At 72.0% G+C, this 13,188-nt stretch carries 14 protein-coding genes; 6 read left to right on the forward strand and 8 right to left on the reverse strand.

The features are described 5' to 3' along the window. The first annotated feature begins 38 nt into the window (after positions 1-38). A complete protein-coding gene (locus tag ACWGKT_RS12320) occupies positions 39-368 on the forward strand; it encodes a rhodanese-like domain-containing protein (RefSeq protein ID WP_453273555.1) in 330 nt (109 codons plus the stop codon). 189 nt (positions 369-557) lie between these two features. Here the strand turns inward: ACWGKT_RS12320 and ACWGKT_RS12325 are convergent, their stop codons facing one another. The 6 genes from ACWGKT_RS12325 to paaA form a co-directional block, all read right to left on the reverse strand. Further along, the gene (locus ACWGKT_RS12325; protein ID WP_453273505.1) at positions 558-1,691 is read right to left on the reverse strand and encodes an acyl-CoA dehydrogenase family protein; all 1,134 of its coding nucleotides are present in this window, start codon (positions 1,689-1,691) and stop codon (positions 558-560) included. A 92-nt stretch (positions 1,692-1,783) separates the two neighbouring features. Then, entirely contained in the window at positions 1,784-2,848 is a 1,065-nt protein-coding gene (locus tag ACWGKT_RS12330; protein ID WP_453273506.1) for a 2Fe-2S iron-sulfur cluster-binding protein, read from the reverse strand. Beyond that, entirely contained in the window at positions 2,848-3,393 is a 546-nt protein-coding gene (gene paaD, locus ACWGKT_RS12335) for a 1,2-phenylacetyl-CoA epoxidase subunit PaaD (protein WP_453273507.1), read from the reverse strand. Before paaD ends, ACWGKT_RS12330 begins: the two co-directional genes overlap by 1 nt. After that, entirely contained in the window at positions 3,387-4,106 is a 720-nt protein-coding gene (paaC, locus tag ACWGKT_RS12340; protein ID WP_356146242.1) for a 1,2-phenylacetyl-CoA epoxidase subunit PaaC, read from the reverse strand. The genes paaD and paaC overlap by 7 nt, the downstream gene beginning before the upstream one ends. Further along, on the reverse strand, positions 4,103-4,390 hold the full coding sequence (paaB, locus tag ACWGKT_RS12345; protein ID WP_189311452.1) for a 1,2-phenylacetyl-CoA epoxidase subunit PaaB: 288 nt from the start codon (positions 4,388-4,390) through the stop codon (positions 4,103-4,105). The genes paaC and paaB overlap by 4 nt, the downstream gene beginning before the upstream one ends. Then, positions 4,387-5,430 carry a 1,2-phenylacetyl-CoA epoxidase subunit PaaA gene (gene paaA, locus ACWGKT_RS12350; protein WP_453273508.1) on the reverse strand — a complete coding sequence of 348 codons (1,044 nt, stop codon included), beginning with the start codon at positions 5,428-5,430 and terminating at the stop codon, positions 4,387-4,389. Before paaA ends, paaB begins: the two co-directional genes overlap by 4 nt. A 333-nt stretch (positions 5,431-5,763) precedes the next feature. Here paaA and ACWGKT_RS12355 point away from each other — a divergent pair, with 333 nt between their 5' ends. The 3 genes from ACWGKT_RS12355 to ACWGKT_RS12365 are packed head-to-tail and all read left to right on the forward strand — an operon-like array spanning position 5,764 to position 8,578. Then, positions 5,764-6,609, forward strand: coding sequence for a DUF5819 family protein (locus ACWGKT_RS12355; RefSeq protein WP_453273509.1), 846 nt, complete (start codon positions 5,764-5,766; stop codon positions 6,607-6,609). Further along, entirely contained in the window at positions 6,606-7,817 is a 1,212-nt protein-coding gene (locus ACWGKT_RS12360; RefSeq protein ID WP_453273510.1) for an HTTM domain-containing protein, read from the forward strand. The genes ACWGKT_RS12355 and ACWGKT_RS12360 overlap by 4 nt, the downstream gene beginning before the upstream one ends. Next, positions 7,814-8,578: a TrmH family RNA methyltransferase gene (locus tag ACWGKT_RS12365; protein ID WP_453273511.1), complete on the forward strand. Its 765-nt coding sequence runs from the start codon at positions 7,814-7,816 to the stop codon at positions 8,576-8,578. The genes ACWGKT_RS12360 and ACWGKT_RS12365 overlap by 4 nt, the downstream gene beginning before the upstream one ends. A 13-nt stretch (positions 8,579-8,591) precedes the next feature. Here ACWGKT_RS12365 and paaN read toward each other — a convergent pair whose 3' ends face one another. Beyond that, a complete protein-coding gene (paaN, locus tag ACWGKT_RS12370; RefSeq protein ID WP_453273512.1) occupies positions 8,592-10,283 on the reverse strand; it encodes a phenylacetic acid degradation protein PaaN in 1,692 nt (563 codons plus the stop codon). Positions 10,284-10,442: 159 nt separating this feature from the next. Between paaN and ACWGKT_RS12375 the strand changes: the two genes are divergently transcribed. Beyond that, the gene (locus ACWGKT_RS12375) at positions 10,443-11,957 is read left to right on the forward strand and encodes a 3-hydroxyacyl-CoA dehydrogenase (RefSeq protein ID WP_453273513.1); all 1,515 of its coding nucleotides are present in this window, start codon (positions 10,443-10,445) and stop codon (positions 11,955-11,957) included. Further along, the gene (locus ACWGKT_RS12380) at positions 11,954-12,541 is read left to right on the forward strand and encodes a TetR/AcrR family transcriptional regulator (protein ID WP_356146219.1); all 588 of its coding nucleotides are present in this window, start codon (positions 11,954-11,956) and stop codon (positions 12,539-12,541) included. The genes ACWGKT_RS12375 and ACWGKT_RS12380 overlap by 4 nt, the downstream gene beginning before the upstream one ends. Before the next feature lie 61 nt (positions 12,542-12,602). Here ACWGKT_RS12380 and ACWGKT_RS12385 read toward each other — a convergent pair whose 3' ends face one another. Next, the gene (locus ACWGKT_RS12385; protein ID WP_356146347.1) at positions 12,603-13,088 is read right to left on the reverse strand and encodes an Lrp/AsnC family transcriptional regulator; all 486 of its coding nucleotides are present in this window, start codon (positions 13,086-13,088) and stop codon (positions 12,603-12,605) included. Positions 13,089-13,188: the final 100 nt, after the last annotated feature.

A 13,188-nucleotide genomic window follows, 5' to 3' on the forward strand; every position in this document is an offset into this window, starting at 1 on the left:
CTTCGGGTAGCGTCGGAAGCATGAATTTCGCAGCACGTGTGCCCACAATCGGAGTCACGGACCTCAACGACGGCGACTTCCTGCTGGACGTCCGCGAGGACGACGAGTGGCAGGCGGGTCACGCCGAGGGGGCGCTGCACATTCCGATCAGCGACTTCGTCGCCCGGTACGGCGAGCTGACCGAGGCCGCCCCGCAGGACGGCCGCGTCCATGTCATCTGCCGTTCCGGCGGCCGCTCGGCCCAGGTCACGATGTACCTGGTCCAGCAGGGCATCGACGCCGTGAACGTCGACGGCGGCATGCAGGTCTGGGCAGCGGCGGGCCGCCCCGTCATCACGGACGCGGGCGCACCGGGGCACGTCCTCTAGGCCCTTTCGTCAAACTCCCGTCTGCCCCGCGACGCCATGCACGCTCCCCCAAGCTCTTCGAGCAGGGGGGACCCCATGACGCCGCGAGGCCCGCCCTTCGGGCGGACGACGCGAGTTTGACGACAGGACCTAGAACCACCCGGGGGTGCGGCCCGGCCCGGTCCTCCCGCGAGGTCGGCCGCCGCGCGGTCAGCTCAGGGGATGTGCCGCCAGCAGGTCCCCCAGGGCCTCCTCGTGTGCCGCCGCCGGGCCGAGCGACAGCTCCAGGTGCTTGGCCCAGGCGTGATAGCGGTGCAGGGGATAGTCGGTGTCGGCGCCGAACCCGCCGTGCAGGTGCTGCGCGGTCTGCACGACGCGTCGTACGCCCTCCGAGGCCCAGATCTTCGCCACGGCGACGTCCCCGGAGGCGGGCAGCGGTCCGGGCGCTCCCGAGCCGATCCGCCACGCGGCCTGCCACAGCGTGGCCTCCATGGCGCGCAGGTCGATGTAGCGGTCGGCGGCCTGGATGGCGACGGCCTGGAAGGTCGCGATCGGATGTCCGAACTGCTCGCGTTTGCCGGTGTATTCACTGGTCATCCCGAGCACCCGCTCGCCCAGCCCGAGCGCCAGCGCACAGGTACCGGTGGCCAGCAGCGCGCGCAGCCACTCCCAGGCGCCGTCGGCCTCGATGACGTCGCCGACGGGGATCCGCGCCGACTCCAGCCGCAGCTCGGCCAGCCGCTCACCGTTGGTGGAGATCTGCTCCGCGAGGACGGCTCCGTCGTGCCCACGGGGCACGAGCGCGAGGACGGTCCGGTCGGCGTCGGTGTGCGCGGGTACGACGACGAGGTCCGCGCCGTACGCCCACGGCACCCCCGTCTGCACCCCGTCCAGCATCCACACGTCACCGTCGCGCCGCGCGGTCACGGCGCGTTCGGCCGGGTCGTGCCCGGTACGGCCGTTCGCGGCGACGGTCAGGACGAGCTCACCGCGCCCGGCCCGCGGCAGCAGCCCGGCCGCCAACTCCTTGCCGCCGTAGGCCTGTACGGCCGCCGTGGCCGCGCCGCTCTCCAGCAGCGGCACCCGCGCCAGCACCTTCGCGGACTCCCGCAGCACCAGGCACAGTGCGATGGGGTCCAGGCCCGCCCCGCCGTACTCCTCGTCGAGCAGCAGGCTCAGCAGGTCGGCCTCGGCGAGCCTTGTCCACAGCGTCCGGTCGAAATCGTCGGCCACGGCGCCGGTCGTGAGCGCCGGGCTGGGCACCGAGTCCGGCGCCACCCCGGCGAACACCCCCTGGGCCGCCTCGGCCGCCGCCAACTGCTCCTCGGTGAAGGTGAAGTCCACGGTCCTGTCCTCCCGGCGGATGCGCCCATCTGACGGTCCGTCAAGATAGAACAGGTTCTAGGAGAAGGGAACGGTGGGACGGCAGGCTTCTGTCAGCGGTCGAAGTCCAGTTCCACCTTCTCCGTCACCGGATGCGACTGGCAGGCCAGCACGTACCCGGCTTCGGTCTCGTCCGCCTCCAACGCGAAGTTGCGGTCCATGCGCACCTCGCCCGAGACCAGGAAGGCCCGGCACGTCCCGCACACTCCGCCCTTGCAGGCATAAGGGGCGTCGGGCCGGTTGCGCAGGACTGTCTCCAGCAGGGACTCGCCGTCCTGGACCGGCCAGGTGCCGCCGCGTCCGTCGAGCCGGGCGGTCACGGTGCTGTGCGCGGGCGCCGAGGCGGCCGGCACCGGCGACGGGGCGGAGTCCACGTGGAAGATCTCCTCGTGGATCCGGGCCCGGTCCACGCCGAGTTCCCGCAGGGCCCGCTCCGCGCCCTGCACCAGCCCGAAGGGCCCGCACAGGAACCAGCCCGCCACCGCGTCCACCGGCAGCAGCGCGGGCAGCAGCTCCATGAGCCGCTCCTGGTCGAGCCGTCCGGTCGGCAGGCCCGCCTGCTGCTCCTCCCGGGAGAGCGCCGTCACCAGCTGCAGCCGCTCGGGGTAGCGGTCCTTCAGGTCGGCGACCTCCTCCAGGAACATCGTGGAGGCGGCCGTCCGGTCGCTGCGGATCAGGCAGAACCGGGCGCCGGGCTCACGCGCCAGCAGCGTCGAGACGATGGACAGCATCGGGGTGATGCCGCTGCCGCCGACGACCGCGGCGTACAGACCGGGCGCGGGGTCGAGGGTGAAACGGCCGACCGGGGTCATGACCTCCAGCTCGTCGCCGATGTTCACCTCCTTCAGGACGTACGTCGAGAAGGCTCCGCCCTCCACCAGTCGCACCCCGACCCGCAGGGTCCGCGGTCCCTCGTCGCCGGCGGCGGGTGCCGTCGAGCAGATCGAGTACGTCCGGCGGATCTCCTCGCCGTCGACCCGGCGGCGCAGGGCGAGGTGCTGACCGGGCGCGTGCCGGTACTCCTCGCGCAGCTCCGGCGGGACGGCGAAGGTGAGGGCCACGGAGTCGTCGGTGAGCCGGTCGACCGCGGCCACCGTGAGCGGGTGGAAGCGGGCCATCACAACTCCTTGAAGTGGTCGAACGGTTCACTGCACAGCAGGCAGCGCCGCAGGGCCTTGCACGCGGTGGACGAGAACCGGCTCAGCAGCTCGGTCTCGGCGGAACCGCAGTGCGGGCAGCGGACGGGGTCGGGATCCGCGGTCTGCTCGGCTGTGCCTGTGCCGGTGCGCGTCGGGCCGAGCCGCAGTGCCACCGGTCCGGTGTCCCGTGTGGTGCGCGGGGGAGCGATGCCGAACTCCCGCAGCTTGCGCCGCCCTTCGTCCGTGATGTCGTCCGTCGACCAGGCGGGCGCCAGCACCCTGCGGACGGTGACCTCGCGCATGCCGTGCTCGCGCAGGACCCGCTCTATGTCCAGGGACATCGCCTCGACGGCCGGGCAGCCGGTGTAGGTCGGGGTCAGGTCGACCTCGACCGCGTCCGCGCCGCGCAGGCGCACCCCGCGGACCACGCCCAGCTCCCGCAGGGTGAGCACGGGCAGTTCCGGATCCGGCACCGCACCGGCCAGCTCCAGGAGTTCCGCCTCCAGCGCGGTCGGCGTCACCATGACGCCCCCGGGTGGCTGCGGTGCAGGTGCTGCATCTCGGCGAGCATCCGCCCGAAGGATTCGGTGTGCAGGCCCTGACGGCCGGCGCCCGCCGACCAGGCCCCGGTCCGCGGCCCCTCGGGGACGGACAGGGTGGCCCGGCCCAGCACATCGCCGACCGACTCCAGCCAGGCCCGCTCCATGCCGGCCCAGTCGGCGTCCAGGCCCTCCACCGGCTGGAACATCTCCCCGGTGAACCGCCACAGCTCCGCGCACGCCAGCGCCATCCGCTCATGGCTGACGTCGGTGCCGTCCCCGAGCCGCAGCGTCCACTGCTCGGCGTGGTCGCGGTGGTAGGCGACCTCCTTGACGGCCTTGGCGGCGAGCGGCGCGAACGGGCCGTCCCCGGTGGCGAGGTCGGCGTACAGCAGGTGCTGGTAGGTGGAGAAGTACAGCTGGCGGGCGATCGTGTGCGCGAAGTCGCCGCCCGGCTGCTCGACCAGCTGGAGGTTGCGGAAGGCCCGCTCCTCGCGCAGGTACGCCAGCTCGTCCTCGTCGCCGACCATCGACAGCAGCACCCTGGCCTGGCCGAGCAGGTCCAGCGCGATGTTGGCGAGGGCGACCTCCTCCTCCAGGACGGGGGCATGGCCCGCCCACTCCCCCAGGCGGTGGGAGAGCACCAGGGCGTCGTCGCCCAGGGCGAGCGCCGCGCTCGCCGAAACGGTGGCGGTCACAGGTGCTTCACCCCTTCCGGGATCTCGTAGAAGGTCGGGTGCCGGTAGGGCTTGTCGGCGGCCGGCTCGAAGAAGGGGTCCTTCTCGTCGGGCGAGGAGGCGGTGATCGCGGCGGCCGGGACGACCCAGATCGAGACGCCCTCGCCGCGCCGGGTGTACAGGTCACGGGCGTTGCGCAGGGCGAACTCCGCGTCCGGCGCGTGCAGGCTGCCGGCGTGGGTGTGGGAGAGGCCGCGCCGGGAGCGCACGAAGACCTCCCACAGCGGCCAGTCGGTGTTCGTCATGCCTGTGCTCCTTCTGTCCCGCCGGGACCCGTCGCTGTCCCACCGGGACCTGTCGCACCGCTGTGCTTGGCCGCGTACGCCGCGGCCGCCTCTCGTACCCACGCGCCCTCGTCGTGTGCCCGCCGGCGCTGGGTGATCCGCTGTTCGTTGCACGGGCCGTTGCCCTTGAGGACCTCCCAGAACTCCGTCCAGTCGATCACTCCGAAGTCGTGGTGCCCCCGCTCCTCGTTCCACCGCAGGTCCGGGTCGGGGAGGGTGAGGCCGAGGGACTCGGCCTGGGGGACGCAGATGTCGACGAAGCGCTGACGCAGCTCGTCGTTCGAGTGGCGCTTGATCTTCCAGGCCATCGACTGCGCGGAGTGCTGGGACTCGTCGTCGGGCGGGCCGAACATCATCAGGGACGGCCACCACCACCGGTTCACCGCGTCCTGCGCCATCGCGTGCTGCTCCGGGGTGCCCTTGCTCAGGGCGAGCAGCAGCTCGTACCCCTGGCGCTGGTGGAAGGACTCCTCCTTGCAGATGCGGACCATCGCGCGTGCGTACGGTCCGTAGGAGCAGCGGCACAGGGGGACCTGGTTGGTGATCGCGGCGCCGTCCACGAGCCAGCCGATCGCGCCGACGTCCGCCCAGGTCAGGGTGGGGTAGTTGAAGATCGAGGAGTACTTCTGGCGGCCGCTGTGCAGCTTGTCGAGGAGCTCGTCGCGGCCGGTGCCGAGGGTCTCGGCGGCGCTGTAGAGATACAGGCCGTGGCCCGCCTCGTCCTGGACCTTGGCCATGAGGATGGCCTTGCGGCGCAGCGAGGGCGCGCGCGTGATCCAGTTGGCCTCCGGCTGCATGCCGATGATCTCGGAGTGGGCGTGCTGGGCGATCTGCCGGACCAGCGTCGCGCGGTACGCGTCGGGCATCCAGTCGCGGGGCTCGATGCGCTCGTCCGCGGCCACGGCGGCGTCGAAGGCGCGCTCGTACGCCGCCGTGTCGGCGGTGTCCTGGGCGCCGTACGCCGATGTGGCTGCCGTACGGTGCGCGGCTGCTGTGGCCATGCGGTCCCCCTGACCTCGGGCTTCTCGGAGCACTGTCCCGACCGATCGTTCGGTTCGTGCGATTCCATCGTCGGCGAGCGGTCGTGAGGTGTCAACCGCTGTGGACAACCGTCCCGACAGGCTGTGGACAACCCCCCGTCGGCACCGGACCGCCGTGGCAGCGGGGTGCGGGAGTGGTGATGGCCACGTGCGCGGGCGGCTCCACGGGGCTGCGCCGGACGGGTGAGGCTGAGTACCGTTCCGTGCGAGCGCCGGGGAGCGGTGTTCGCGGGCCTGACGGCGCTCCACGGCGGGGCGACCGGACGACGGAGCGGGATCGGGGAACGGGGCGGAATGGACGTGTACGACGGAGACCCCCCCGCCCCGCACGGGCCGGACAAGCCTGACGGACCTGACGGGGCGCGTCCCGCCGCGGACGCCCTGCCGACCTTGCCTCCGCCCTCTCCTCCGCCCCCGGAGCTGGACCCGGATCTGGACCCGGAGATCGCACCCACCGTCGCCGCCGAGGCGGCCGAGGCGCCGGCGGTTCCCCGCACCGGCCTGGCCGCGCTCTCGCCCCGCTACCAGATCGGGGCGGCCCTGGCCGTCGCCGTCGTGGCGGTGGCCGCCTGTGTGCACCTCGGGATGGTGTTCCTGAGCGTCGCGCCGGCGAACACGATGACAAAGCAGCACGGCAAGGCGATCGAGGAGTGGATCTACCCCGAGTTCGAGCAGAACTGGAAGCTGTTCGCGCCGAACCCGCTGCAGCAGGACATCGCGGTCCAGGTCCGTGCCCAGGTCCGCATGCACGACGGCACGACGGCGACCACCGGCTGGAACGACCTGTCCGCGCGCGACGGCGAGGCCATCGACGGCAGCCTGCTGCCCAGCCACACCCGGCAGAACGAACTGCGCCGGGCCTGGGACTTCTTCTCCGCCACGCACGACGCCGAGAACCGCCCGGTGGGCCTGCGCGGCGGGCTCTCTGAGCAGTACCTGCGCCGGATCGCGGTGATGCGCCTGTACCGGGAGGACGCGATGAGCCGGGACGGCGTCATACAGAGCGTGCAGGTCCGCTCCCGGACGACGAACGTGCCGCCGCCCGAGTGGAGCGACGAGCAGGTCTCCGACAAGCCGGTGTACCGCGTGCTGCCCTGGTGGACGGTGACGGCGGACGAGGCCGCGGGAGGTGTGCGGTGAACCGTCTCGCCCTGTCGGTCTCGCGCGGCATCACCCGCGTCACCGAATCCGCCCTCGGCCCTTACCAGGCCGCCGTGATCCGCATCGGTTTCGCCGGGACCTGGCTGCTGTTCCTGCTGCGCGAGTTCCCCCACCGCCAGGAGCTGTACGGCCCCGACGGCCCGTGGAGCCGGGACCTCGCCCAGCAGCTGACGACGGACAACGGCGCGTTCACGGGCCTGCTGTGGTTCGACGGGCAGGGCTGGTTCGAGACCTTCTACCTGCTGGCCGTCGTCGCGAGCGCCCTGCTGATGCTGGGCTGGCGCACTCGCACCATGTCCGTGCTGTTCATGGTCGGCGTGCTGTCCCTGCAGAACCGCAGCGTCTTCGTGGGCGACGGCGGCGACAACGTGCTGCACCTGATGTCCTTCTATCTGGTGTTCGCGCGCTGCGGGCAGATGTGGTCCCTGGACGCCCGCCGCGCGGCGCGCGAGGAGGCCGCACGCGCGCGTGGAGAGCGGGAGGCCACCGACCGGGTCGGCCCGGTCCTGTGGGTGGTGCTCGGGTCGACGCTCGCCGCGGTGACCCTGGCGGGCCGCCTCGGCACCGACTGGATGGTGCCCGCGCTGCTGTGGACGGTGTGGGCGGTGCTCGGCCTGTGGTGGCTGGTCGGCCGTCTCGCGCCGGCGGGTGAGCCCCGGACCCTGCTCGACGTGGTCGCCAACGTCCTGCACAACGGCGCCCTGCTCGTGATCATGGTCGAGGCCTGTCTGATCTACGCCACGGCCGGCTGGTACAAGATCCAGGGTTCGCGCTGGCAGGACGGCACCGCGGTGTACTACCCGCTGCACCTCGACTCCTTCTCGCCCTGGCCCTCCCTCGCCGACCTTTTGTCCTCCAATGGCACGATGGTCATGCTCGTGACCTACGGGACGGTGATCGTGCAGGTCGCCTTCCCGTTCACGCTGTTCAACCGGCGGGTCAAGAACGTCCTGCTGGCCGCGATGATGACCGAGCACGCCGTGATCGCCGTCGTCCTCGGGCTGCCGTTCTTCTCGCTGGCGATGATCGCCACGGACGCGGTCTTCCTGCCGACGTCGTTCCTGCACCGGCTCGGCGGCTGGGCGGCACGCGCGCGTGGGCGGCTGCTTCGGCGCGCGGACCGCACGCTGCCCTCGCCCCGCGTCCCGGAGGAGAGCGAGCCCGCGCGCGTAGGCTTCACGGCATGACCGACCCCGTGACCCTCTGGCGCCGCGGCGCCGACGACGCCGTGCTGCTCGACGGCTTCCACGCCCTCAAGCACGCGGTGCGTTTCGGGGCCGAGGTCCCGGTGGCGGTCACGACGGACCGGCGGGCGGCGCTCGCCCTCGCCGACGAACTGGCCCCGGACGTACGGGACACCCTGGACGCGCTCCTGACCGAGGTGCCGGAGCGGACGTACGCCTCGCTCGTGACGCGGCCGCATCCCACCGCCGTCGCCGCCCTGGCCGTACGCCCGCCCCGCGAGGCCAATCTGCGCGCGCTCGCTCAAGCGCCCCGCAGTGCGCCCGTCGTGGTCCTCGACCAGCCGCGCAACCTCGGCAACGCGGGCGCGGTGATCCGGCTGGCCGCCGGGTTCGGGGCGACCGGCGTGGTCACCACCGGCACGCTCGACCCCTGGCATCCCACGGTCGTGCGCGGCGGGGCCGGCCTGCACTTCGCGACCGCCGTGGAGCGGCTGGCCGTAGACGAGCTGCCGTCCGGCCCGCTGTTCGCCCTCGACCCGGAGGGCGAGGACATCCGCGGCACGAAGCTGCCGGACGACGCGGTGCTCGCCTTCGGCTCCGAGCGCAGCGGTCTGTCCGCCGAGGTACGGGCGCGTGCCGACCACTTGCTGGCGCTGCCGATGCGCCCCCAGGTCTCCAGCTACAACCTCGCCACCAGCGTGGCCATGACGCTGTACCACTGGAGCGCCACCGGGGGCGCACCGTCCATGCCCGAAAGGCCGTAGCCGTCCGGCCGTCCTACGCCTCCCGGCGCACCTCCACCACGCGGAAGCGGTTGGCCACGAACGCGCCGTCGCACAGGGCCGCGTTGGCCGCCGGGTTGCCGCCCGAGCCGTGGAAGTCGGAGAAGGCGGCGGTCTGGTTCACGTACACCCCGCCGGTGAGGTTGAGCGAGAGCTGGGCGGCCTCCTCCAGGCAGACCTCCTGGATCGCCTCCTCGACCTGCTCGTCCGTCGTGTACGCGCCGACGGTCATCGCGCCCTTCTCGCGGATGCTGCGGCGCAGCAACTCCACCGCGTCGGCCGCGGAGTCCATGGCGACGGCGAAGGAGACGGGGCCGAAGCACTCGCTCATGTAGGCGGCCTCGTCGTCCGGCTTGGCGCCGTCCAGCTTGACGATGACGGGCGTGCGGACGACGGCCTGCGGGAACTCCGGGTTGCTGATCTCGCGCGAGGCGAGGGCGACCTCGCCGAGGCCGGCCGCGGCCTCCAGACGGGCCTTGACGTCCGGGTTGACGATCGCGCCGAGCAGGGCGTTCGCGCGCGCGTCGTCCCCGAGGAGACCGTCGACCGCGCGGGCGAGGTCGGCGACGACCTCGTCGTAGGTCTTGGGGCCCTCGTCGGTGCGGATGCCGTCCCGGGGGATCAGCAGGTTCTGCGGGGTGGTGCACATCTGGCCGCTGTACAGGGACAGCGAGAACGCCAGGTTGGACAGCATGCCCTTGTAGTTGCCGGTCGACTCCACGATCACCGTGTTGACGCCGGCCTTCTCCGTGTAGACCTGCGCCTGGCGGGCGTTGGCCTCCAGCCAGTCGCCGAACGCGGTCGAACCGGTGTAGTCGATGATCTTGATCTCGGGGCGGACCGCGAGGGTCTTGGCGATGCCCTCGCCGGGACGCTCGGCGGCGAGGGTGACCAGGTTCGGGTCGAAGCCCGCCGCGGCCAGCACCTCGCGGGCGACACCCACCGTGAGCGCGAGCGGCAGCACCGCGCGCGGGTGGGGCTTGACCAGGACCGCGTTGCCGGTGGCGAGGGAGGCGAACAGGCCCGGGTAGCCGTTCCACGTCGGGAAGGTGTTGCAGCCGATGACCAGCGCGATGCCGCGCGGGACCGGCGTGAAGCGCTTGGTCAGCGCCAGCGGGTCGCGCTTGCCCTGGGGCTTGGTCCACTCGGCGGTGTCGGGGGTGCGGACCTGCTCCACGTACGCGTACGCCACCGCTTCCAGGCCGCGGTCCTGGGCGTGCGGGCCGCCCGCCTGGAACGCCATCATGAACGCCTGGCCGCTGGTGTGCATGACCGCGTGCGCGAACTCGTGCGTCCGGTCGCTGATGCGCTTGAGGATCTCCAGGCAGACCACGGCCCGGGTCTCGGCGCCCGCGTCCCGCCACGCACGCCGGCCGGCCTGCATGGCGGGCAGCAGCGTCTCGATGTCGGCGTGCGGGTAGGTCACGCCCAGGTCGGTCCCGTACGGCGAGACCTCGCCGCCGACCCAGTCGTCCGTGCCGGGCTGGCCGAGGTCGAGGCGGGTGCCCAGGAGGGCGTCGAAGGCGGCCTTGCCGGCCGCCGCGTCCAGGCTGCCGTGTTCGCCGTAGGCCTTGGGGTGTTCGGGGTGGGGCGACCAGTACGCCCGGGTCCGGATCGCCTCCAGCGCCTGGTCGAGCGTGGGCCGGTGCTTGGCGATCAGCTCGTGTGCGGTCAGTTCGGCGGCCATGCGGGACCAACTCCTTGCTTCAAGAGCTCTCCGTCGAGCTCATGACCTGGGCAGAACATGGGCAGGAACAGCCAGTCAGGGTTAGAGTAACCGAACGATCGGTCGGTACAAGGGGGCCTGCCGCATCTGTGGAAAACCCCGTGCGGGAGGATCGCGCACATGACAGCACTCGACCTCAGCAGCCCCGTGGCCGTGGTCGGCACCGGCACCATGGGCCAGGGCATCGCCCAGGTCGCATTGGTCGCGGGCCATCCCGTTCGGCTGTACGACGCCGTCGCCGGACGGGCCCGGGAAGCCGCCGAAGCAATCGGCGCCCGGCTCGACCGGCTCGTCGCGAAGGACCGGCTCACCGGCGCAGACCGGGACGCGGCCCGGGCCCGGCTGCGGGCCGCGGAGAGCCTGTCCGAACTCGCGGACTGCGCCCTGGTCGTCGAGGCGGTGCTGGAGCGGCTCGACGTGAAGCAGCAGCTCTTCCGGGAGCTGGAGGACGTCGTCACCGACGACTGTCTGCTCGCCACGAACACCTCGTCCCTGTCGGTGACGGCCATCGGCGGCGCCCTGCGCAACCCCGGCCGCTTCGTGGGCCTGCACTTCTTCAACCCGGCCCCGCTGCTGCCGCTGGTCGAGGTCGTCTCCGGGTTCGCCACCGACGTCACCTCGGCCACGCGCGCGTACGAGACCGCGCGCGCCTGGGGCAAGACGCCGGTCGCCTGTGCCGACACCCCCGGTTTCATCGTCAACCGCATCGCCCGGCCCTTCTACGCCGAGGCCTTCGCCGTCTACGAGGCCCAGGCCGCCGATCCGGCCACCATCGACGCGGTGCTGCGCGAGTCGGGCGGCTTCCGGATGGGCGCGTTCGAGCTGACCGACCTCATCGGGCAGGACGTCAACGAGTCGGTCACGCACTCCGTGTGGGAGGCCTTCTTCAAGGATGTGCGCTTCACGCCCTCGCTGTCCCAGCGGCGGCTGGTCGAATCCGGCCGGCTCGGCCGCAAGACCGGGCACGGCTGGTACGACTACGCCGACGGCGCCGAGCCAGCCGAGCCGCACACCGCCGAGAAGGAGCGGCCGCCCGCCTACGTCGTCGCCGAGGGCGGCTTGGGTCCGGCGGCCGAGCTGCTCACCCTGATCCGCGAGGCGGGCATCCAGCTGCGCACGGAGGACGAGGACCACGGCACCCGGCTGGTGCTGCCCAGTGGCGGCCAGCTGGTGCTCGCCGACGGCCAGACCTCCGTCGAGTTCCGGGACGTCGTCTACTTCGACCTCGCGCTCGACTACCGCAGGGCCACCCGTGTCGCCCTGTCCGCCTCCCAGGACACCTCGCCGCAGACCCTCTCCGAGGCCATCGGTCTCTTCCAGGCGCTCGGCAAGGACGTCAGCGTCATCGGCGACGTCCCCGGCATGATCGTCGCCCGTACGGTCGCCCGGATCGTCGACCTGGCGCACGACGCCGTCGCCAAGGGCGTCGCCACGGAGGAGGACATCGACACCGCGATGTGCCTGGGCGTCAACTACCCCCTGGGCCCCTTCGAGTGGAGCCGCAGGCTCGGCCGCGACTTCGCCTACGACCTCCTGGACGATCTGCACCTGCGCGACCCGTCCGGACGGTACGCGCCGTCCCTGGCGCTCTACCGCCTCGCGTACGCCACCGAGAAGCGGGAGGGCACCCCATGACCACGGCCAAGCGCGACACGTACACCCCGGAGACGCTGCTCTCCGTCGCCGTCCGGGTCTTCAACGAGCGCGGCTACGACGGCACCTCCATGGAGCACCTCTCCAGGGCGGCCGGCATCTCCAAGTCGTCGATCTACCACCATGTCGCCGGCAAGGAGGAGCTGCTGCGCCGCGCCGTCAGCCGGGCGCTGGACGGCCTCTTCGGGATCCTCGACGAGGAGCACGCGCGCGTGGGGCGCCCCGTCGACCGTCTGGAGTACGTCGTACGGCGCATGGTCGAGGTGCTCATAACCGAGCTGCCCCATGTGACGCTGCTGCTGCGCGTGCGCGGCAACACCCACACCGAACGATGGGCCCTGGAGCGGCGCCGCGACTTCGACCACCAGGTGGCCGAGCTGCTGAAGGCCGCGGCCGCCGACGGGGACGTACGCGGCGACGTGGAGGTGCGTCTCGCGACCCGGCTGGTCTTCGGGATGATCAACTCGATCGTCGAGTGGTACCGCCCCGACGGGCGCGGCGCGAGCGAGCGCGAGGTGGCCGACGCGGTGGTCCGGCTGGTGTTCTCCGGGCTCCGCGAGAACTGACCTCCACCGGGGGGAGCCGCAGCCCTGCGGCTCCCAGTCCTCGGTTCTCGGTCCCCGGGTCTCAGCCCTCCGGCTCCAGGTCCTCCTCCTCGAACACCAGCAGCGTGCGGGTGCTGAGCACCTCCGGAATCGCCTGGAGCCGCGTGAGCACCAACTCCCGCAGCGCCCTGTTGTCCGGCGTGTGCACCAGGAGCAGCACGTCGAAGTCGCCGCCCACCAGGGCGATGTGGGAGGCGCCGGGCAGCTGCCTGAGGTGCTCGCGCACCGTGCGCCAGGTGTTCTGCACGATCTTCAGCGTGATGTACGCCGACGTGCCCTGACCTGCCCGTTCGTGGTCCACACGGGCGCCGAACCCCCGGATCACGCCGTCCTCGACGAGACGGTTGATGCGCGCGTAGGCATTGGCGCGCGAGACATGCACGCGCTCGGCGACCGACCGTACGGACGCGCGGCCGTCCGCCTGGAGGATCTGCAGGATGTCCTGATCAATGGCGTCCAGCGGGCGGGCGGGCGGCGGCACGACACCGGTGTCCGGGCCGTCGGCCATTTGTTCAGCTGCCATGTCCCCCCACCTTCCTGCCATGGACGTACTGCGTTCATTCCAGGTTGTGGAGAACCGTTTGTCCACAGCCTGAAGCCGCCTGTAG

This window comes from Streptomyces sp. NPDC054794 (assembly GCF_053611585.1).

Bases quoted from the DNA above. Each gene is read 5' to 3' on its own strand.
- ACWGKT_RS12330 (WP_453273506.1), bottom strand. From the start codon at position 2,848: ATGGCCCGCTTCCACCCGCTCACGGTGGCCGCGGTCGACCGGCTCACC.
- paaD (WP_453273507.1), bottom strand. From the start codon at position 3,393: ATGGTGACGCCGACCGCGCTGGAGGCGGAACTCCTGGAGCTGGCCGGT.
- paaB (WP_189311452.1), bottom strand. From the start codon at position 4,390: ATGACGAACACCGACTGGCCGCTGTGGGAGGTCTTCGTGCGCTCCCGG.
- paaA (WP_453273508.1), bottom strand. From the start codon at position 5,430: ATGGCCACAGCAGCCGCGCACCGTACGGCAGCCACATCGGCGTACGGC.
- ACWGKT_RS12355 (WP_453273509.1), top strand. From the start codon at position 5,764: ATGGACGTGTACGACGGAGACCCCCCCGCCCCGCACGGGCCGGACAAG.
- ACWGKT_RS12365 (WP_453273511.1), top strand. From the start codon at position 7,814: ATGACCGACCCCGTGACCCTCTGGCGCCGCGGCGCCGACGACGCCGTG.
- paaN (WP_453273512.1), bottom strand. From the start codon at position 10,283: ATGGCCGCCGAACTGACCGCACACGAGCTGATCGCCAAGCACCGGCCC.
- ACWGKT_RS12375 (WP_453273513.1), top strand. From the start codon at position 10,443: ATGACAGCACTCGACCTCAGCAGCCCCGTGGCCGTGGTCGGCACCGGC.
- ACWGKT_RS12380 (WP_356146219.1), top strand. From the start codon at position 11,954: ATGACCACGGCCAAGCGCGACACGTACACCCCGGAGACGCTGCTCTCC.
- ACWGKT_RS12385 (WP_356146347.1), bottom strand. From the start codon at position 13,088: ATGGCCGACGGCCCGGACACCGGTGTCGTGCCGCCGCCCGCCCGCCCG.